Source organism: Caballeronia insecticola, assembly GCF_000402035.1.
Taxonomy (GTDB): domain Bacteria; phylum Pseudomonadota; class Gammaproteobacteria; order Burkholderiales; family Burkholderiaceae; genus Caballeronia; species Caballeronia insecticola.
Window position 1 is genome coordinate 89,997 of the sequence record NC_021288.1, and the last position, 20,438, is coordinate 110,434.

At 64.0% G+C, this 20,438-nt stretch carries 19 protein-coding genes and 1 pseudogene; 5 read left to right on the top strand and 15 right to left on the bottom strand.

Going from position 1 to position 20,438, the window contains the following annotated elements; all coding sequences use genetic code 11:
- Positions 1 to 21: 21 nt before the first annotated feature.
- Entirely contained in the window at positions 22 to 2,676 is a 2,655-nt protein-coding gene (tssH, locus tag BRPE64_RS21115) for a type VI secretion system ATPase TssH (protein ID WP_016346879.1), read from the bottom strand.
- Between the two features lie 110 nt (positions 2,677 to 2,786).
- Positions 2,787 to 2,882 (bottom strand): annotated as a pseudogene (locus BRPE64_RS33485) (type VI secretion system tube protein Hcp); the annotation flags it as partial.
- A 207-nt stretch (positions 2,883 to 3,089) separates the two neighbouring features.
- Here BRPE64_RS33485 and BRPE64_RS34115 point away from each other — a divergent pair.
- From BRPE64_RS34115 to BRPE64_RS21140, 5 genes are all read left to right on the top strand, one after another.
- Positions 3,090 to 3,665, top strand: coding sequence for a hypothetical protein (locus BRPE64_RS34115; protein WP_232519290.1), 576 nt, complete (start codon positions 3,090 to 3,092; stop codon positions 3,663 to 3,665).
- Between the two features lie 97 nt (positions 3,666 to 3,762).
- A complete protein-coding gene (locus BRPE64_RS33295; RefSeq protein ID WP_016346884.1) occupies positions 3,763 to 3,924 on the top strand; it encodes a hypothetical protein in 162 nt (53 codons plus the stop codon).
- Between the two features lie 254 nt (positions 3,925 to 4,178).
- Positions 4,179 to 4,691: a type VI secretion system contractile sheath small subunit gene (tssB, locus tag BRPE64_RS21130; protein ID WP_016346885.1), complete on the top strand. Its 513-nt coding sequence runs from the start codon at positions 4,179 to 4,181 to the stop codon at positions 4,689 to 4,691.
- Between the two features lie 44 nt (positions 4,692 to 4,735).
- Positions 4,736 to 6,289 (top strand): type VI secretion system contractile sheath large subunit, encoded by a 1,554-nt coding sequence (gene tssC / locus BRPE64_RS21135; RefSeq protein WP_016346886.1) that lies wholly within the window; start codon positions 4,736 to 4,738, stop codon positions 6,287 to 6,289.
- A 145-nt stretch (positions 6,290 to 6,434) separates the two neighbouring features.
- Positions 6,435 to 7,550: a nucleoside hydrolase gene (locus BRPE64_RS21140; protein ID WP_016346887.1), complete on the top strand. Its 1,116-nt coding sequence runs from the start codon at positions 6,435 to 6,437 to the stop codon at positions 7,548 to 7,550.
- 49 nt (positions 7,551 to 7,599) lie between these two features.
- Here BRPE64_RS21140 and BRPE64_RS21145 read toward each other — a convergent pair whose 3' ends face one another.
- From BRPE64_RS21145 to BRPE64_RS21205, 13 genes are read right to left on the bottom strand one after another with little or no spacing between them, the layout of a single operon-like run.
- Positions 7,600 to 9,018 carry an MFS transporter gene (locus BRPE64_RS21145; protein WP_016346888.1) on the bottom strand — a complete coding sequence of 473 codons (1,419 nt, stop codon included), beginning with the start codon at positions 9,016 to 9,018 and terminating at the stop codon, positions 7,600 to 7,602.
- A gap of 28 nt (positions 9,019 to 9,046) precedes the next feature.
- Positions 9,047 to 10,264 carry an NAD(P)/FAD-dependent oxidoreductase gene (locus BRPE64_RS21150; RefSeq protein WP_016346889.1) on the bottom strand — a complete coding sequence of 406 codons (1,218 nt, stop codon included), beginning with the start codon at positions 10,262 to 10,264 and terminating at the stop codon, positions 9,047 to 9,049.
- Positions 10,257 to 11,222 (bottom strand): VOC family protein, encoded by a 966-nt coding sequence (locus BRPE64_RS21155; RefSeq protein ID WP_016346890.1) that lies wholly within the window; start codon positions 11,220 to 11,222, stop codon positions 10,257 to 10,259. Before BRPE64_RS21155 ends, BRPE64_RS21150 begins: the two co-directional genes overlap by 8 nt.
- A gap of 18 nt (positions 11,223 to 11,240) precedes the next feature.
- Positions 11,241 to 12,731, bottom strand: a complete 1,491-nt coding sequence (locus tag BRPE64_RS21160) for an aldehyde dehydrogenase (RefSeq protein ID WP_016346891.1) — start codon at positions 12,729 to 12,731, stop codon at positions 11,241 to 11,243.
- A gap of 14 nt (positions 12,732 to 12,745) precedes the next feature.
- The gene (locus BRPE64_RS21165) at positions 12,746 to 13,570 is read right to left on the bottom strand and encodes an aspartate dehydrogenase (RefSeq protein WP_016346892.1); all 825 of its coding nucleotides are present in this window, start codon (positions 13,568 to 13,570) and stop codon (positions 12,746 to 12,748) included.
- Entirely contained in the window at positions 13,563 to 15,230 is a 1,668-nt protein-coding gene (locus tag BRPE64_RS21170) for a thiamine pyrophosphate-binding protein (protein ID WP_016346893.1), read from the bottom strand. Before BRPE64_RS21170 ends, BRPE64_RS21165 begins: the two co-directional genes overlap by 8 nt.
- Positions 15,223 to 16,032: an SDR family oxidoreductase gene (locus BRPE64_RS21175; RefSeq protein WP_016346894.1), complete on the bottom strand. Its 810-nt coding sequence runs from the start codon at positions 16,030 to 16,032 to the stop codon at positions 15,223 to 15,225. The genes BRPE64_RS21170 and BRPE64_RS21175 overlap by 8 nt, the downstream gene beginning before the upstream one ends.
- Positions 16,029 to 16,889 (bottom strand): IclR family transcriptional regulator, encoded by an 861-nt coding sequence (locus BRPE64_RS21180; RefSeq protein WP_016346895.1) that lies wholly within the window; start codon positions 16,887 to 16,889, stop codon positions 16,029 to 16,031. Before BRPE64_RS21180 ends, BRPE64_RS21175 begins: the two co-directional genes overlap by 4 nt.
- Positions 16,886 to 17,746, bottom strand: coding sequence for an alpha/beta fold hydrolase (locus BRPE64_RS21185; RefSeq protein WP_016346896.1), 861 nt, complete (start codon positions 17,744 to 17,746; stop codon positions 16,886 to 16,888). Before BRPE64_RS21185 ends, BRPE64_RS21180 begins: the two co-directional genes overlap by 4 nt.
- A 9-nt stretch (positions 17,747 to 17,755) precedes the next feature.
- Positions 17,756 to 18,283, bottom strand: a complete 528-nt coding sequence (locus BRPE64_RS21190; RefSeq protein ID WP_016346897.1) for a cupin domain-containing protein — start codon at positions 18,281 to 18,283, stop codon at positions 17,756 to 17,758.
- Positions 18,284 to 18,313: 30 nt separating this feature from the next.
- Entirely contained in the window at positions 18,314 to 19,057 is a 744-nt protein-coding gene (locus tag BRPE64_RS21195) for an SDR family oxidoreductase (RefSeq protein WP_016346898.1), read from the bottom strand.
- On the bottom strand, positions 19,050 to 20,111 hold the full coding sequence (locus tag BRPE64_RS21200) for an aromatic ring-hydroxylating dioxygenase subunit alpha (RefSeq protein ID WP_016346899.1): 1,062 nt from the start codon (positions 20,109 to 20,111) through the stop codon (positions 19,050 to 19,052). Before BRPE64_RS21200 ends, BRPE64_RS21195 begins: the two co-directional genes overlap by 8 nt.
- 17 nt (positions 20,112 to 20,128) lie before the next feature.
- Positions 20,129 to 20,437, bottom strand: a complete 309-nt coding sequence (locus tag BRPE64_RS21205; protein WP_016346900.1) for a recombinase-like helix-turn-helix domain-containing protein — start codon at positions 20,435 to 20,437, stop codon at positions 20,129 to 20,131.
- Position 20,438 lies beyond the last annotated feature (1 nt).

The following is a 20,438-nucleotide window of genomic DNA, read 5'->3' on the forward strand; positions in this document are numbered from 1 at the left end:
ACCGTCCGGCGTGCGTGTTGCTTATGCGTGTTCGCCGCGATCCACGAAGTCGATGGTCAGACTCCCTTCCTCCGAGCTTCCAATGCGGATTTCGGCGGGCGTCGCGCCGCTCGCCATGCGCGTGAGAAGTTCACGCGAGATTGTCGGCAGGATTTGCTGATCGAGGAACGTGTCGATGTTGCGTGCGCCCGCATCGCGCGAGAGGCAAAGTTGCGCGAGCGAGGAGACCAGCGAATCGTCGCAGACGAGCGTCACGCCGTGCTGACGCATCAGGCGGCCAGCGATCTTGGCGAGCTTGAGACGCACGATCGACGCCAGCGCCACGACATCCAGCGGCCGATAAACGAGCGTCTGGAAACGGGCGAGCAGCGCGGGCTGGAAATGCGCGAGCAGCGGTTCGCGGATTGCGTCGAGCAGCGCCGCATGCGCGATGTCGGGCGTGTCGATGGTTGCGTCGTGGATCTGATCGGTGCCGAGGTTCGACGTCATCAGAATCACGCAATTGCGAAAGTCGATCTCGCGGCCTTCGCCGTCGCGCATCGAGCCGCGATCGAACACCTGATAGAACAGGTCGAGCACGTCGCGATGCGCCTTCTCCACTTCGTCCAGCAAGACGACGCTATAGGGCCGCTGACGCAGCGCCTCGGTGAGCACGCCGCCGCGCCCGTAACCGACGTAGCCGGGCGGCGAGCCCTTCAATTGCGAGACGGAATGCGCTTCCTGATACTCCGACATGTTGATCGTCGTGAGCGCGGCCTCGCCGCCAAAGAGCGCATCGGCGAGCGCGAGCGCGGTTTCCGTCTTGCCGACGCCTGACGTGCCTGTCAGCAGGAACACGCCGAGCGGCGCGTGCTCGCTCTTGAGGCCCGCCTTCGCGGTGCGCAGGCTCTGCGCGAGCATGCCGAGCGCGTCGTCCTGTGCGATCACGCGGGCGCGCAATTGATCTTCGAGCGTGAGCAGGCTCAACAACTCGTCTTCGACGAGACTGCCGACCGGCACGCCCGTCCATTCGGCGACCACGCGCGCGATGGCCTGCGCGTCGACGTCCGCGAAGATCAGCGGGGTTTTGCCCTGCGCTTCGGCAAGCGCGTGCCTGGCTTGCGCGAGTTCGCCCGATGGCGGGTTGGCGTGTGCGTCGTCGCGCGCTTTCAGCAACTCGCGCACCAGAGACAACTCGTGTTCGTAGCGTGCCTCAATGGCGCTCACGTCGGCGGCGGCTTGCGCAATGTCTGCGTCGAGCGCGACGCGGCGCGCAGTGGCTTCGTCGATGCCTGCGCGTTCGTCGGCGTCGATCGTCGCTTGTTCGAGTTGCAATGCCGCAAGCGCCGCGCGGGCGCGTTGCAGTTCGGTCGGCGGCGAATCGAGACTCATGCGCACGCGCGCGGCGGCCGTGTCGATCAGATCGACGGCCTTGTCCGGCAACTGACGTGCGGGAATGTAACGGCGCGACAACTTGACGGCGGCGACGAGCGCTTCGTCACGGATATGCACGCCGTGATGCTGTGCGTAACGCGTGGCGAGTCCGCGCAGCATGAGGCAGGCTGCGTGGTCGTCCGGCTCGTCGACCTTGACCATCTGGAAGCGTCGTTCGAGCGCCGCATCGCGCTCGAAATACTCCTTGTATTCGGACCACGTGGTAGCCGCAATGGTCCGCAATTCACCGCGCGCGAGGGCCGGCTTCAGCAGGTTCGCCGCATCCGAACCGCCCGCCGCGTTGCCGGCGCCGATCAGCGTGTGCGCTTCGTCGATGAACAGCACGATCGGTGTCGCCGACGCCTTCACTTCGTCGATCACGTTTTTCAGGCGCTGCTCGAATTCGCCCTTCACGCCGGCGCCGGCTTGCAGCAAACCGAGATCGAGCGTGAGCAGCCGCACGTCGCGCAGAAGCGAAGGCACGCTGCCATCGGCGATGCGCAGCGCCAGGCCTTCGACCAGCGCCGTCTTGCCGACGCCCGGCTCGCCGACGAGAATCGGATTGTTCTTTCGACGCCGCACGAGCACGTCGATCATCTGCTGAATCTCGTGGTCGCGTCCGAACACCGGATCGATGTCGCCGCGACGCGCCTTTTCGGTCAGATCGATCGCGAAGCGGGCGAGCGCTTCGGCGTCGGTCGAGCGGGGCGGCGTCGGGGTTGATGTCGGGGTCGCTTTTTGCGGCTCGGTCTGAGCTTCGTCCTCTTCCTCGTCTTCCTGCGCAGGCGCGTTTTCACAGGTCGAGCGGCCGAGGCGCGGCAGCAGCCGCTCGATCTGCGCACTCGTGAGCGAAAAGAGCGGCCATGTGTCCTGCGTGCGCATCACGTGCGGTGCATCGATGATGGCGCGCAGCACATGCGCCGAGCGAATCGTGCCGTCGATGTCCTCGCGCGAAGCCAGGTTCCACGCATCCTGAAGCGCGCTCGCGAGCTGAATGGAGAGCGACGGCATGCCGCGCAGATTGCGCGGCTGGCGATCGATGGCGGCGAGCAGCGCGTTCCAGATCGCGTCGATATCGATTTCATAGTGCCGCAGGATCGCCGGGATGTCGCCGTCATCTGCCTCGATCAGCTTTAGTAACCAATGCTCGACGGTGATTTCATCGGATAAGCGCGTCTGGCACAAACTCGCGGCCGCTTCCAGCGTTCTCGCGCAGTGCGGGTTCAGACGGCGAAGCAGTTGGGTGGAGTCGCGCATGGTCATATAGATGGGTTACGAGCAAAGAAAGAGGGCAGGCGGCGCCGGGGATTCGCGGGCTGCGCCGGCCCGCGGGAAGCGGGCCGGCATCGATGACTCACGTCATCGCGAGACGCTTAGGCGCGCTCGTTCCACGTGTCCTTGTGGATGATGTTGCCGTCCTTGTACGACCAGGTGATCTGTTCGTAGCGCAGTTCGACGCGTGCGCCATGCGGCGAGCACGAGCGCAAACAGCAGAATGGCCGCGGTACGCAGCCAGAGCCACGCGTGGCCGAAAGTGTGCACGAGCCATGGCACGGCGAGCGCGAGCGCAGCCGCAAACACGATGATCGTGCGAGCCGGATAGCCCAGTCTTTGCATGGCGTTCACGGTTTGACGGCGCCCGGAAGCAGCGATGCAAGCTGCACATCGAGCGCGAAGTGCCAGATGATCCATGTAGCCAACGCGACCGTGCAGGCCATGCCCGCGATCGCCCAGGGCAATGCCCGTCAGAGCCAGTCGCCGACACGACAGCACGGCGCCTCCGTGATGAACGACGGCGAATCGGCAGCGCGAAAGCGTTCGAGCCGCGCACCGAGTTCGCGATTAAGCGTTACGCGTCTGTCTCTGTCCTAGATCGCATATCGGCCGACGAATCCGAGGCCGAGGATGGCCGAATAGCATTCGAGCAGATCGATCTGGGGCGAGCCTTCACGCATGCGCACGTCGAGGCGGTCGAACGCCCGGTCGCCGCTATCGTGCTGATTGAACTTTTCCAGCTGCAACGGCTGTGCGGTCCAGCGCGCATTGCGCCGTTAGCGCGTCTTCGCGCACGTCGGCCAGCCGCGACGTTCGAGCGCCGCGCCGAACTGGTCGATCATGTCCGCGCAGCGCTTGCGCAACGCATCGAAGCCGCGGAGGTGCCACTCGCCGACAGATGCGCGACGAGAAGTGCGGTATCACGCAGCAAATCGCGGATGCCGCCCGGCCGGGACGGCACGATGCCCGGCTTCTGATCCATCAGCGCTGCGTGTCCAAAGGGCGATGTTCATGTTTTCATGAGCGCAGTACCGCATGAAGTTCGAGCGGCACGCGAGGAACGGACGCCGGTAAATGGACCTGGAATACGCGCCCGGCGAGCGTGAACGCATGTTGCAGGGAATTCTTCTGCGTGAGTGCCAGCCCTTCCTGGCAAAGCGACATGTCGATCCGCATGTGTATCTCGCGATGCTTTTAGTTGATATCGGGGACAAAATTCTATCTTTGATCGATTAATTCGTACAGCTATTTGAGGCCGACAAACGAGGGGACGCACAAAATGGCTTATTTATGAGATAAATCAGAAATGCGAACGATGCTTTTGTGCACGAATGAACCTGTTCTAATACGTGCCATGCGGACATTCGAAGCTGTGCGGCAGCGAACAAACTCATAAACGCTTGAGTGCGCGACCACGCTAACGGATTTCGCGAAAGCAAGATGACACATTTCTATGCAGAGATGTAACTTCATTTTACTAAGGAATATTGATGGACAGCTTTCAGCGTAAGACTACTAAGAGCCGTGTCTCGATTACACTCGATCTGCATACCGGCGGCGCGCAAAAGAAAATTGAATTGCCGCTCAAGCTGCTCGTCGCGGGCGATTTCAGCGCGGGGCGCGAGCAGTCACTGCTTTCCGAGCGCAAGAAAGTCAATATCAACAAGAAAAATTTCGACGCCGTTCTGGCCGACTATGCGCCGGACCTGAAGTTTGCGACTGAGAACACGCTTTCGAACGACGGCTCCGAACTGCCGGTAAACCTGTCGTTCCGCTCTATCAAGGACTTCGAGCCCGAGCAGGTTGCACGTCAGATTCCCGAACTGCAGGCGCTTTTGGCTGTGCGCAATCTGTTGCGCGACCTCAAGTCGAATCTCCTGGATAACGCCACGTTCCGTCGTGAGTTCGAGAAGATCCTGAAGAACAAGGAGCTTTCGGACAAGCTGCGCGGCGAACTGTCGCAAATCGCCACGGCGGCGACGCAGCCCGAAGGACACGCCTGAACTTCGTCAGGCTCGATCGACAAGCACCTCAGACAGGATAATCAATGAGCAAGAAAGAAGCCCGTTCGGGCAACGCTGGCGACACCGTCGTTCTGGACGCGCCGCAAGAGTTTGTTGGCGAAAGCGTGTACACGTCGCTGTGCAACAAGATCAATTTGAGCCCGGTGTCGAAGGCCCGTCCGCTCGAAGCGTTCCGCGACAACGACATGCTTTCCGAAGCTTCCGCCGGTGAGCGCCTCGCTCGCGGCATGGGCGCGTTCCTCGATCTGGTCGCGCAGACCAGCAAGCCGGTGGACCGTCTGGACAAGTCGCTGCTGGACTTCTTCATCGGCCAACTGGATCGCCAGATCAGCAAGCAGCTCGACGCCGTGATGCATGCCCCCGCGTTTCAGGCGCTGGAAGGGCGCTGGCGCGGCCTGAAGATGCTCGTGAGCCGGACGGATTTCCGCAAGAATTCGCGTATCGAAGTGCTGGACGTGTCGAAGGACGCGCTCATCCGCGATTTCGAGGACGCGCCGGAACTGATCCAGAGCGGGCTATATCGCCTGGCCTATATCGAGGAGTACGACACGCCGGGCGGCCAGCCGATCAGCGCGTTGATCAGCGACTTCGAATTCGACAACACGCCGCAGGACGTCTCGCTTCTGCGCAATATCTCGAAGGTGTCGGCTGCGGCGCATATGCCGTTCATCGGCTCCGTGGGTCCCGCCTTCTTCGGCAAAAAGTCGATGGAAGAAGTCGCCGCGATTCAGGATATCGGCAACTACTTCGATCGCGCCGAGTACATCAAGTGGAAGAGCTTCCGCGATACGGACGACGCGCGCTATGTCGGTCTCGTCATGCCGCGCGTGCTCGGCCGTCTGCCGTACGGCAAGGACACCACGCCGGTGCGCGCGTTCAACTACGAAGAGCAGGTCAAGGGCCCCGACCATGATCGCTATCTGTGGGTGAATGCATCGTTCGCATTCGCCGCGAACATGACGCGCAGCTTCGTGAACAACGGCTGGTGCGTGCAGATTCGCGGCCCGCAGGCGGGCGGCAAGGTGGAAGACCTGCCAGTGCATTTGTACGACCTCGGCACGGGCGTGCAGCCGAAGATTCCGACCGAAGTGCTGATTCCCGAGACGCGCGAGTTCGAGTTCGCCAACCTCGGCTTCATTCCGCTGTCGTTCTACAAGAACCACGATTTCGCGTGCTTCTTCTCGGCGAATTCGAGTCAGAAGCCGGCGCTTTACGAGACCAAGGAAGCTACGGCGAACAGCCGCATCAATGCGCGTCTGCCGTATATCTTCCTGCTCTCGCGTATCGCGCATTATCTGAAGCTGATTCAGCGCGAGAACATCGGCACCACGAAGGACCGTCGTCTGCTCGAACTGGAGCTGAACAACTGGATCAAGGGTCTCGTGACCGAGATGAAGGATCCGGGCGACGAGCTGCAGGCATCGCACCCGCTGCGCGAGGCGAAGGTGATGGTCGAAGACATCGAGGACAATCCGGGCTTCTTCCGCATCAAGCTGTTCATCGTGCCGCACTTCCAGGTGGAAGGCATGGATATCGGCCTGTCGCTGGTATCGCAGATGCCTAAGGCCAAGAGCTGAGCGCCCGGCTCCTCTCTTAGCATCTAAGCAGCAAGCCGGAGCGGCCGCGCAGGCCGCGTCCGGCACCACTCCCGGATCGATCGTAGAATGAATCGCGCCTCCCAACGGCGCGCCCACTATACGAAACGGTTCGGGAGACATCACCATGCGACGTTGCAGCGCGGCATTCCTGATCATTCCACTTGTCATCGCAAGCGCGATTGCCGGTTGCGGCGGCTCCGACGACAATCAACCCGCCTATTCCAACGCACCGAAAATCGTCATCGATTCGGACTTCAACACGATGGGCGACGACGGTCAGCTCTTCGCGATGACAACCCAGCTCATGGGCGAAGGCAAGGTGAACCTTTTGGGCCTGTGCGTCGTGACCGGCAACGACTGGCTGTTGCAGGAAGAGGCCGACGCGCTCAAGGCCGTCGAACGCATGGGCGTGCAGGACAAGGTCGGCGTGTATGCAGGCGCGAACTATCCGCTGCAATACGATGTCGCGAGCATCCGCGCGCAGCAGGCCGCCAATCCGAATGGTTATTTCGGCGCGTGGATGCGTCCCGAGCCGACGCAGCAATCGCAACTGACAGCGCCGCCCGACGGCTTTGCAACCTCGGCGAAGCTGCAGAGCCAGAGCGCGGCGGACTTCATCATCGCGACCGTCAAGCGCTATCCCAACCAGGTGACGATCATTGAAGTCGGGCCGCCGACCAATCTCGCGACCGCCGTGCAGAAGGCGCCGGAGATCGTGCCGCTGATCAAGGGCATCGTGTATATGGGCGGCGCGATGAACGTGCCGGGCAACGCAAACGCAGTCGGCGAACTGAACTGGTGGTTCGATCCGGTCGCCGTGCGCACGCTGCTGCAAACGTCGATTCCGCAGAAAGTCATTCCGCTCGACGTGACCAACACGGTGCCGCTGACCGAATCGGTCTTCAATCAGATCGTCAATCCGTCGACCGGGCAGACGGCCGTGACGAAGGTCTATGCCGTCGCCAACGCGGGCGCGTTCGCCACCAACACGGACATCTACGACACGCTGACGATCGGTTACTTCCTCGATCCGACTTACGCGACTCAGACTCAAAGCGCGTATCTCGACATCGACACGACGCCCGGCGAAGATCAGGGCCACGTGCGCGTCTATCCGGATGTGCCGGCGGCCGGTGCGTCGCCGCAGAAGATCACCTACGTCACGCGCTACGACAACAATCGTTTCTTCAACTTTTATGTCGATCTGTTGACGCGGCCGGTCCCGGTGAAATTCCAGTAGCTTCAAAGATCAGGCCCGGCAATGCCAACCGCCGGGCCCGATCAAAACATCACACTTCAAGCTGTTCCAGCACCTTACCCTTCGTCTCGATGCCCATGAAGTGCACGGCCACCGCCGCCACCACCGGCACCACGGCCAGCGCATAAAACGCGACGTTCATGTTCCCGCCCATCAGCGTCTTGCCGACCAGCGCGGGCGCGAAGATCGCCGCGATCTTGAGCCAAGCGCCGCCGAGTCCGCATCCGAACGCGCGGATGCTGGTCGGATAGAGTTCGGGCGTATAGACATACGCAGTGATGAAGCCGCACGCCATGAAGCCGAGCGCGAGCGCACAGAAGGTCGCGACCACATACACCGATTGCGCGACGAATACGCCCGCGAAAACCAGCGACACCGCGCACAGCACGAACGACCAGTTGATGACCGGCTTGCGCCCGACCTTGTCGACGATCAGCGCGCACGTCAGCGACCCCAGCACGCCGAGCACCGATGCCGCGACCGCAAGATTCAGCGCGAGTTGCAGCGGCGCGTGATAGACGGTCTTGTAGATCGTCGGCAGCCACGTCGAGAGACCGTACTGCAGCACGCCGCACGTCATCCACAAGAGGGCGACGGCAATCGTGCGCTTCAGATACGCCGGGCCGATCAGATCGAGGCGGCGGCGCTTCGGATGACGGCTCGCCATCGCTTCGAACTCGGCGAGATTGCCGAGCGGCGGCAGCGGCTGCTTCACGGTCGCTTCGAACGCGGCGAGGGCATCGCCCGCTTCGTGCATGCGGCCGCGTTCGCCGAGCCAGCGCGGCGACTCCGGCACCAGCGTGCGCAACAGGAAGAACAGCACGAGCGGCACGCCGCCGATGAAATACATCGCTTCCCAGCCGAAGCGCGGCACGATCCACGCGCCGAGCGCATTCGATGCGAGCAGGCCGATCGGGAACACGATCTCGTAGAGCAGCACGAAGCGCCCGCGTCCATGCGCGCGCGTGATCTCGTTGATGTAGGTCGCCGCGACGGGCAACTCGCCGCCCAGCCCCAGCCCCTGCACGATACGCAACGCGACGAACACCGCGAACGAAGGCGCGAAGCCGCACGCGATACTCGTCAGCCCGATGATGCCAGAGCTCCACGCGATCGAACGCACGCGTCCATAACGTTCCGCGAGCGATGGAAACAGGAACGCGCCGATCAGTTGCCCGATGGAACCCGACGCGATCAGAAAGCCGACCTGTCCCGGCGTGAGTCCCCACTTCTGGATCAGGAGCGGCAACGTCGCCGCGATGACGATGACATCGAAGCCATCGAAGAAAGTCGCCGCGCCGATCAGAATACGCGCGCGCACTTGCATCGCGTTGGCGGGAAGCCGCTCGATGCGCGCGATGATCGATCCCTTCGTCACCGCGTGAGCGGCCGCGCCCGCGTCGGCGACGGTTGTTGCAGTGCCGCCGTGTTGGACGACCGTATTGCCCATGCTCCTCATGCCTGCTCCCGAGAGTGTGTTATGCGAGCGCTTTCGCCGTGTCGGCGAGTGCCGCGATATCGACCGCGCGTCCCTGACTCATCCACTTCTTCGCGACCTTCAGATCGCGCGTCGCATTGATCGCGATGACGCCGCGCAACGCGTCGCCGTCGAGGAAGAACAGCGATGCGCGCCGTGCGTCCAGATCGCCGCGCACGACCGGCGTCGCGCCCGGCGGAATGTCGCCGAGAATTTGCAGGTTCACGTCGTATTGATCCGACCAGAACCACGGAATCTCGTCATACGGCGTGCGCAGGCCGAGCACCGCGCGCGCCGTGGCGATCGCCTGGTTCTGCGCATTCGCCCACGATTCGAGCCGCACGCGGCGCTTGAGCCACGCGTTCGGATGATTGGCGACATCGCCGCACGCGAACACGCGCGCATCGCTCGTCGCGCCGAATTCATCGACGACGATGCCGTCGTTCACTTCGATGCCCGCGCGCTCCGCGATCGCTGTATGCGGCGTCAAGCCGATGCCCGCAACGGCGAAATCCGCGTCGAGCGTGGTGCCGTCGGCGAGTTGCGCGCGCACGCCGTAGCCGAAGTCGTCGAGCGATACGAGCGACGCATTCAGCCGCACATCGACGCCGTTATCGCGATGCAGTTTCAGCAGAAACGCGGACACGCTCTCCGGCACCGAACGTCCGCACAAACGCGGCGCGCCTTCGATCACGGTTACGTCGACGCCGAGCTTCTTCGCGGTCGCTGCGACTTCCAGTCCGATCCATCCGCCGCCGATCACCAGCAGCCGCTTGCTGTGGCTTTCGCGCAGACGCTGGCCGATGACGAGCGCATCGTCGAGCGTGCGCAAATAGGCGAGATGCGAAGTCTTCACGAGCGACGCCGGCAGACGCCGCGCGGCGCCGCCCGTTGCGATCACAAGGCGGTCGTAGTGCACTTCGCGGCCGCTCGCGGTGCGCACGACGCACGCTTCGCGATCGATCGATGCCGCGCATTCCGGCTGCCATGCTTCGACGTTCAACGCGGCGAACGCATCGTGATCGACGATGCGCACGGTGCCGATATCCGCTTCGCCCGCGAGCACGGCCTTCGACAGCGGCGGACGCTCGTAGGGCAGATGGATTTCATCGGCGATCATCACGAGGCGGCCCTCGAAGCCTTCCTTGCGCAGCGTTTTCACGATCCAGCCCGCCGCCTGCCCGCCGCCGATCACGACGACTGTTCCGAGATCAGCCATTTTTCCGCTCCGTCATGAACTTGCCTTCGGGCGCCTTCGCGTCTTTCTGGCGGCGCGTGTTGCCGTCGAGACCGCCGTCGACGGCCCATTCGGCGAACACGGTCGGGCCGGGCTCGAAATCGCGCGGCTGCCATTCGGGCGTGAGCATGTCTTCATCGGCGTAATACTCGATGAGACCGCCCGCCGGATTTTTGAAGTACCAGAAGTACGCCGACGACACCGGATGACGTCCCGGTCCGAGCTGCGTAGTCCAGCCGCAGCGGCTGATATGCAGCCCTCCGCCGAAGACTTCGTGGATATCGCGCACGGTGAACGCGACGTGGTTCAGACCGCGCTTGCCGTCGGGCAATTGCAGCAGGAACAGGTCGTGATGACCGCCGTGCGGCGCGCAGCGCATGAACGCGCCGCGGCCCGGATAGCGGTCCGAGGTCTCGAAGCCGAGCAGCTCGTGATAGAACTTTTCCTGTTCCGCGACGCAGTTCGTGAAGAACACGACATGGCCCACTTCCACCGGCTCCGCGCGGTCATAGACCGGGCTGGGCGTATCGACGCGCAAGGTTTGTCCCCACACGTTCGAGGGCGAGCCTTTCACGTCGATAGCGCGCTTCGTCGTCACTTCGACGCGAATCGCCATGCCGTTCGGATCGATGCAGCCGATTGCGTCATCGCTTTCGAAGTGGCCGGGCTGGCCCGCGAAACGTCCGCGCAGCGCATCCAGTTCGGCGCGCGTCGCGACGCCCCACGTCACCTCGCGCAATGTCGGGCCGCCTTCGAACGCGGGCGGCAGCGCGGGATCGGTCGCGAGCGCGAGCATGACCGTGCAGCCGTTGAGGGTTTCGAAACGCGCGCGCGTTTCGTCGTGCGCGACTTCCTTCAAACCCCAGTCGGCGAAAAAACGCCAGCAGGTGTCGAGGTCCGTCACGCCATAAGTGATTCGTTCAATGCCAAGGATGGTCATAGCCGCCTCGTCTCAAGCTCAGTTGGCCCACGGCAGCGGGGCGTCGTTCAAGCCCCAGTAAAGGCTCTTCTGCTGCATGTATTCGCGCAGGCCGAGCCGGCCTTTCTCGCGTCCCATGCCGCTGTCCTTCCAGCCGCCGAAAGGCGTCGAAATCGAAAACTGCTTATAGGTGTTGATCCACACCGTGCCGGTGTTCAGCGCGCGCGCCGTATGCCATGCGCGTTTGTAGTCGCGCGTCCAGATGCCGGCGGCCAGGCCGAACACGCTGTCGTTGGCCTGTTCGAGCAAGGCGGCTTCGTCGTCGAAAGGCAGCGCGGCGAGCACCGGCCCGAAGATTTCTTCCTGGCACATGCGGGCGTCGTTCGCGAGACCTTCGATGATCGTCGGCAGATAGAAGAAGCCTTTGTCGCGGCCATCGCCGCTCGGACGCTCGCCGCCGCACAGCAGCTTGCCGCCTTCTTCCAGCCCGAGCGCGACATATTTTTCGATGCTCTCGCGATGCTGCGCCGTGATGAGCGGACCCATCTGCGTGTTCTCGCGCGACGGATCGCCGACCCGCAGCTTGCGCGCGCCTTCGACGAGCCGCGCCATGAATTCGCCATACACGCGGCGCTCGACGAACAGCCGCGAACCCGCAATGCACGATTCGCCCGACGAACTGAAAATGCCGTACAGCACGCCGTTGACGGCATGATCGAGATCGGCGTCCGCATAGACGATGGTCGGCGACTTGCCGCCCAGTTCCAGCGACACCGGCATCAGCTTTTCCGCCGCGAGCCGCGCAATGCCGCGTCCCACTTCGGTGCCGCCCGTGAACGCGACCTTCTTCACGAGCGGATGACGCACGAGCGCGTCGCCGATCACCGAACCCTTGCCCGGTAGCACGCTCACGACGCCGCGCGGCACGCCCGCTTCCTCGCAGATGCGCGCGAGCGCGAGCGAGGCGAGCGGCGTCACTTCGGCGGGCTTCAGCACGACGGCGTTTCCGGCGGCGAGCGCGGGCGCGAGCTTCTGCGCATCGGAGGCGATCGGCGAATTCCACGGCGTGATCGCCGCGACGACGCCGAGCGGTTCATGCACGCTCATCGTCAGATAGTCGCCGCGCGCGGGCGTCAGTTCTTCTTCGAGCGTTTCGAGGCACGACGCGAAATAGCGGAACGTGTTCGCCGCGCTCGTGACGAGTCCGCGCGTTTCGCTGATCGGCTTGCCGTTGTCGCGGCGCTGGAGTTGCGCGAGCGCTTCGTGACGCGCTTCGATCAACCCGGCGATGCGATGCAGAACGGCGGCGCGCTGATGCGGCTTCAGTCCGGCCCAGTCGGCTTTCCTGAACGCGCGATCGGCGCATTCGACGGCTTCGCGCGCATCGTCGGCATTGGCCGTGCTGATTTCCGCGTTGATCGACTGGTCCGCGGGATAAATGCTCGCGTATGGATTGGCGCGTCCTTTGCGCCATTCGCCGCCGACGAAAATATCGCCGGAGGTCAGGAGCGAGGTGTCGGGATGATTCATCTTGCGAAAACTCCTTAGATCACGCAGCGCGCGGCGCGATTGCGCAACGCACGGATCGCGCTGAACGCCGTGAGCGCGGATGTCTTGGGATTCGACGGCAACGGCTTGCCGCTCATTTCGAGCGACATCTCGCCGAACGCGCCACGCGCGACGATGCGATGCACGTTGCGCTCGACAGCCGGATCGGCGATCAGACGCACGCGCGTGCCGTCGAGTCCGAGGCCCGCCAGCGCGATGGTCGCCGCGACGTTCGCGTTCTTCGGATAGAGCCGCGCGGCGTCGCGTGCGGTGCCCTCGAAAATCACCCGCTCTTCGGTCAGCGACTTCAGATCGCACAGGCTTTCCGCCGGCGTGCCGAGCCAGCCGAGCGGCGGCTTGCGGCCGGTGTACTGCACGTCGTCGAGGCCGCCTTCCTTGGCCGCCGCGAGCGCATCGACGCCGCCGATCGCGCCCGACAACAGCGTGATCGTGGCCGCGCCTTCATCGGCGGCGAGCGACAGCGCATCGAGCAAACCGGCTTCCGACAGTGCGCCGATCGAGGCCACCGCGCAATCCGTGCCCGACTTCAAAAGCGGCACGACGTGATCGACGAGCGCCGCGTGTCCCGCGCATTCGAGTGCGAACTCCGGATGACTCGCGAGCGCATCGACGCGCGAGACGACATCCACACGATCGCCCAGCACCGAGCGCACGTGAGCGCGATCGCGTTCCGGCACGATCACGTGCGAGATGCGCACGCGCGGATCGCGGTCGACTGCGCGAAAGACCGCGGAGCCGATCGCGCCGAAGCCGATCATCGCAATGTCGATCGCATGTTGCGCATGACGGGGATCACGCATATTCCGGCTCCTTCGGCTCTTCCTTCTTCACGGGCGGCCCGGCGAACGCGGTCGCGAACGAACCGACCGACAGCATGTCCACTTCGACGAGCACCGGACCTTCGATCGCGAGCCCTTCACGCACGATGTCATCGGCCTGATCGAGCGACGTAATGCGGCGATGTGCAAGGCCGAGACTCGCGCAGAACTGCGCGAAATCCGGCTGATGCAGATCGACGAACATGCGGCGTCCGCCGTACTGCGCGTCTTGAATGTTGCGGATCACGCCATAGCACTGATCGTTCATCAGCACGATCATCACGTTCGCTTTTTCCTGCACGGCGGTCGCGAGTTCGCCGACGTTCACCATCAGGCCGCCGTCGCCGACGAGGCACACAGTCTTCTTCGCCGCGCCGGAAAGCGCCGCGCCGATCGCCATCTGCATGCCCTGACCGATGCCGCCGCCGAGCGCATGCACGCCCGCGCGCGGGTTGAAGATCTTCAGCAGGCGATTGCCCCACGTGCTGTTCGAGATCGTGACGTCGCGCACCCAGTTGTAGTCGCGGCCCACGGCGCGTTGCAAGGAATCGACGAGACGCTTGTACGGTCCCAGTCCCTTCGACACTTCGGCGACGGCCGTTTCGCGCGCGGCGGCGAGATCGCCCGCGAACGCCGGATCGATGCGGATGCGGCCTTCGAGCAGCGTCGCGAGTTCATCGAGCACCGACGATGCATCGCCATGCACGAAGAGTTCGTTGCGATAGCCACGGTTGTCGGCGAGGGCATCGGCATCGACGCGATAGAGCGGTTGCGGCAGCGCGAGCTTGTACTTGAGCGTCTCGTTGCCGCGCAGACGCGAGCCGACGACGACGAGCGCATCGCAAGTCTTGTAGAACGCTTCGACGGACGGATGCACGTTGAACGCGCCGAGCGTCGCCGGATGATCTTCCGGCAGCACGCCGCGACCCTGCACGCTCGTCACCACGCCGAAGCCGAGCTTGACCAGACGTTCGACCGCACCGCGCGCATGCCGCGTGCCACCGCCGAGCCACAGCAACGGGCGCTTCGCGTTCGTGAGCGCATCGGCGAGTTGCTTCACGCGCAGGCTGTCGTGCGTGAGCGTGCCCACGTGCGGCGCGGCGAGATCGGCGGGCCATTCGATTTGCGCCGCCTGAATGTCGATCGGAATCTCGACGCTCACTGGGCCTGCCGGCGCCGTCAACGCCACGCGTACGGCTTCGCGAATCGTCGGCAGCGCGGTATCGACCGTGCGCACGCGGAACGCGGCCTTCGAGATGGATTGCAGCATCGCCAGTTGATCGGGCGCTTCGTGGATATAGGCGAGGTCCTGATCGAGATATTCGGTTTCGATCTGCCCGGTGATATGCACGAGCGCCGTGCCCGCCGTGAGGGCTTCGACCATCGCGCCGGCTGCATTGCCCGCCGCCGTGCCGGTCGAGGTGAACGCGACGCCCAGTTCGCCCGAAACGCGCGCGAGGCCGTCGGCCATGTTGAGCGCGCCTGCTTCGCCGCGTGCGCCGACATAGCGGATGTTGCCGCGCCGGCCGATCGCGTCGAGGATCGGCATGTTGTGGATCGAGATCACGCCGAACGCCGTGCGCACGCCGCATTGTTCGAGGAACGCGGCAATCAGTTCGCCGACGGTGGTGGTTTTAGACATGACGAGCAAAGCCTCCGGAAACATCGATATGGCTGCCGGTCGTGTACGACGACAGCGTTGTTGCGAGATAAAAGAGCGCCTGTGCGGCTTCTTCGGGCAGGCCGAAGCGGCCAAGCTGAATGTTTTTCTTGCGCGCGAGCTCGGCGGTCCATTGCTGCCAGCTCTGGCGCGGTTCTTGTGCTTGCTGGAGATAGTCCTGATAGCGACGCTTCCATTGCCCCGATTCGACGATGCCGATCAGAATCGAATTGACGCGGATGCGTTGCGGCGCAAGCTCCGTCGCGAGCGATTTCACGAGGCTCAGCACGCCCGCCCGCGCGGACGATGTCGCGACCATGTGCGGCTCCGGCTGCAACGCGAGCAGCGAGTTCACGCAGACGATCGCGGGTGCCGGCGCGTCCTTCAGCATCGGCAGAAAGGCGCGCGTCGGACGGATGATGCTGAAGTACTTCAGGTCGAGTTCTTGGCGCCAGGCGGCGTCGGTGGTATCGGCGAAGGTGGAGACGCGACCCTGTCCCGCGTTGTTCACCAGCATGTCGATGCGGCCGAAGCGTTCCATCACGCGCGCCGCGAAGGCGTTCACCTGGCTCTCGTCGAGCACGTCGCAGCGCGCGGCGAGCAATGGGGCTTGCGGAAATTCTTTGGCGAGCGCGGCTTGCGCGGCATCGAGCCGTTCGCCGTCGCGTCCGCAAATGGCCACCGATGCGCCTGCCTGCAAGAACAGACGCGCCGTCGCGTAGCCGATGCCCGACGAACCGCCGGTCACCACCGCGACCTGCCCTGAAAGATCGATCTGAATCATTGCAACCCCAGAGACTTCATATAGCGGCTCGGCGTGGCAGCACGCGCGGCCGGACGATAGTTGAGACGCATCGAGAGCGTGTCGGCGGCTTCGCGCACGCGGTCGATGAGCCCGGTTTCGAGCAGCGCGGCGTCGATCTCGGGACGCGGAATCGTCGTCGTGATGACGGCGACGATGCGTCCCGTGTCGTTGCGCACCGGCGCGGTGACGACGGAAATGCCGCGCTCGAACGACGATTGACTCGTCGCGAAGCCGCGTTCGGCGTCTTCTTTCACGCGCTCGTACAGTTCTTCGACCGTCTCCGGCGTCGACTTCGTGAAGCGTTCGAGATGCGCCTCGGGATAAAGCGCGCGCAGTTCGTCGAGCGAGAGATCGCCCATCAGAACGTGACCGTGCGTGGTCGCATGCGCGGGCAGTCGCGTGCCGACGTTCACCTTCACCGAACTGAAGATCGGCGCGTGACTCTGCGCCTTGGCCACGAACACGACATCGCGGCCATCGCGGATCAGGATGTGGCTCGTGAGCCCGGTCGCATCGCGCAATGCTTCGATCACCGGCAGGCCGAGATCGGTGAGTTCGAGCGAACTCAGATATTCGAAGCCGAGGCGCAGCACGGCCACGCCGAGCCGATAATTGCGGTCCTTGTCGGCGCGCTCCAGAAAGCCGAGCGATTCGAGCGTCTGCAGCAAGCGGAACACTGTCGTGCGCGGAATGCCCAGGCGCCGCGACAATTCGGGTGCGCCGAGCACCGGTTCGCGCGGCGAAAACTCGGTGAGAATCTTGAGGCCGCGTTCGAGTCCCGGCACGATATAGGTCGGTTCGCCCTTGTCGGCTTCTTCCGTGGCGATGGATGTCATTGCGGTACTCCGTCTTTCATGTGACATTCGATGCCCTGGCAAAACGAGTCGATCAGCGCCGTATAGGCGGCGGGAGATTCGACATAGCCCGCATGTCCGGCACGCGGGATCACTTGCAGGCTGACATGCGCGGCCTGCGCGATGGGCGCACAGGCGGCGGGCGGCGTGATCGCGTCTTCCGCGCCCACTGCAACGGCCATGCGTCCGTGAAAGCGCGCGATGTCCGTGGCGAGATCGGCATTGGCCAGCAGATGCGTCGCTTGCGCGTAACCTGCGGGCACGATGCGCGCCATGTTCCAGCGAACCCAGTCGCGCGCGGGATCGTCGGCGAATGGCGACACCATGTTCGCGCTGCGCTCTTGCGCGAGTCCTTGCGGGCCGAGTTCGTCGAGCATCTTCAGGCGTGCATCGCGCTTCGATTCGCGCACGTCCTTCGATGCAGCGCCGTAACCCGCAGCGGGCGATATCAACAACAAGCCCGCGACGCGCTCGGGCATGGCGGCCGCGAACGAACCCGCGATGATCGCGCCGAGCGAATGCCCGACGAGCACGCAGCGCGCGATATCCAGCGCATCGAGCCACGCGCGCAGTGCGTTCGCATAGTCGGAAGCGACGGGCGATGCAGCGCGGACCGGCGTCGATACGCCATAACCCGGCGCGTCCCACGCAAGTACGCGACGCTTCGCGCCGAGTGCGTCGAGCTGCCGAACCCACGACGCCGCGCCCGAGCCGATGCCGTGCAGCAGCACGACGGGCAGGGCACGCGAGTGCAGCGCACCCGCCTCGCGATAACCCGTGATGCCGTGCGTGGTATCGATCTGCATGTCCGGAAAACGCGCGAGCGTCTCGATGTTCATCGCGGCCTCTCAGCGTTTCAGCTTGGCCAGCGGCGAATCCGGCGGATACGTCGGCGTGATCGGCTTGGATGCGCCGAGCATCACGCACATCAACGCGTCTTCCTCGCCGATGTTGATCTCCGTGCGATACACGCCCGGCGGCACGGAAATGAGATCGCGCTCGCCGAGCACGGCTTCCCACGTTTGCCCGTCCTTCTCGCAGACCACTTTCATCTTTCCGCGCAACACGAAGAAAATCTCTTCGACGTCGATATGAATGTGGCTCGGCCCGATGTTGCCGGCGGGAATGACCATCGTCGAAAACGTGAAGCCGCCTGCGGGCACCGTGTTCATGTCCTTCGCGACGCCCGTGCCGCCCGTGCCGACATAGCGCATCTGCGCGCGGCGATACTTCGGGTCGTAGTCGGCCTGGAACTTGAGCGCGTCCCAGTCGTAGCGGCGCGTCTCCAGCCGCGCGACGCGCGTGTCCATCCATTGCTGAAAATTCGCGTCGGCGGGCTGATCCCACGATTTGCGTTCGATATCTGCATCGGCCATTGCTTTCTCCAGGTTCCGGTAATCAAAGAATCAATTCATCACGAAGCCGCCGTTCACCGGCAGCAACTGGCCCGTCACGAAGCGCGCGGCATCCGAGAGCAGGAACAGCACGGGGCCGTTCACGTCGTCGGGCACTTGCGCGCGCGTCAATGCGCGGCCTTTGAGGTAATACTCGTGGCGTTCGGCGGGCACGTAGGCGGTCGCTTCGACTTCGGTCAGGCCGGGCGCGATCGCGTTGACGGTCACGTTGTCCGCGCCGAATTCGCGCGCGAGCGAGCGCGTCATGGCGATCACCGCGCCCTTGCTCGCGACATAGGCGAGCAGCTTCGGCGCGCCCCACATCGCCGTGTCGGATGCGATGTTGACGATCGCGCCGCGCCCCGACGCGCGCAGATGCGGCAGGCACGCGACGCTCGCGAGCCACGCGCCGCGCACGTTGACGCTCATCACGGCGTCCCACGTTTGCGGCGTGAGTTCTGCCGCCGTCTTGCCGCCGGAATTCGTGATTGCCGCGTTGTTGATGAGGCCGTCGAGACCGCCCAACGCATTCACGCTTGCTTCGACGAACTCGCTGATGCTCTGCGGATCGTTCAGATCGAGCGGGAAGAAGTGCGCATCGGGCAGTTCACGCGCGAGCGCTTCGCCTTCCGCGTGCAGCACATCGCCGAACGCGACGCGCGCGCCGCTCGCGACGAGCGAACGCACGAAGGCCGCGCCCAGTCCGCGAGCGCCGCCCGTCACGAGCACGCGGCGGCCGTTGAGCGCATCACGCATGAGCGTGCTCCGCGCTTTTCGGCAGCGCCTCGAGCGCGGCGAGATGTTGTTGCGCACGCTGCTTCAATAAGCGACGCACGCGCGTCATGCCGACATCGTGCTGATAGAGGAATTCGTGCGCGCGCGCATTGGGCGCGAGGCTTTCGAGCACATAGCGGTCTTGCTCGAGCACGGCCCAGTGCAGCCCTTCGAGACGATTGCGATACAAGAATCGCCATGCATCGCGCTGCCAGCCCGAGACCTTGCGCGTGCGCCAGAAGTAGACCTGGCAGTTGTCTTCGTCGACGGGCGTAGCGAACCCGATGATCCCGAAGTTGCCGCCCGGGCCGAACTTCTTCTTGTACGGAATCGCAAGACGCATCCACAGGCAGCCGGTTTCGCCGAGTTCCACCCAGTCGAAGTTCACGTCGCGCTGATTGACCTTCTCGAACATCAGACCCGTATCGGTCTTGCGCACGCGCATGTCGGCCTGCTTGTCGCCTTCGGCCATCGAATGCGATGTCGCGTGCAGATACGCGCCGTGCATCGGGTCCATCACGTTGTCGATCGCGTACTGGTAATTGCACTTCCAGTGCGACATGCACAGAAAGCTCGCGTATTCATCGCCGACGAGTTCTTCCGGCAACACGAGCGGCGCGGGTTCCTTGTTGGCGTCGTCGCCGAACCACAGAAAGATGGCGCCCGCGCGCTCTTCGACCGGATACGACTTCACGCACTTCTGGCCTTCGAGCGGACACGCCGACACGGCCGGCACTTTCTGCACGGTGCCGCTGCCATCCACTTCGATGCCGTGATACCAGCACGCAACGCTGCCGCCGAGATTCCAGCCGAGCGACAGACGCGCGCCGCGATGCGGGCAGCGGTCTTCGAGCGCGTGAACATGGCCATCGTTGTCGCGCCAGAGAACGATCTGGTCGCCGAGACGCGTAAGTCCGATGGGCGCGTTCGCCACTTGCCAGCTCGGCGCGACGGGATACCAGTAGTTACGCAAGCCGCGATCGAGATAAGCCTGAACGGGATCGGCGGCAGGGGTGAGTTGCTGAGGGGACGTCATGTGAAAGTGCTCCTTCTTTATTCGGCGAGCGTGCGCAGTTCGGCGGCGAGACGTTCGGCGGTCCATGCGGCGCCTTCCGGCGTGCGGAAGCCGTCCTTGTTCAGACCCGCGACCACTTGCTCGAGCTCCAGCGCGCCCGCTTCGAAGACGCGTTCGAGTGCATCGCCGAAGTCGTTTTCGTATTGAGTCGGCTCGGCGCGGCGCGTCTGCCAGATGAAGTTTTCGGTTTCGCCCGGCTTCTCGATCACGCCCTTGCCCGCGACGTTGTTCGGCTGCGGCGCGAGCCACGGCTTGAGATGCGGATTGAAGTTCACGACTTTTTCCATG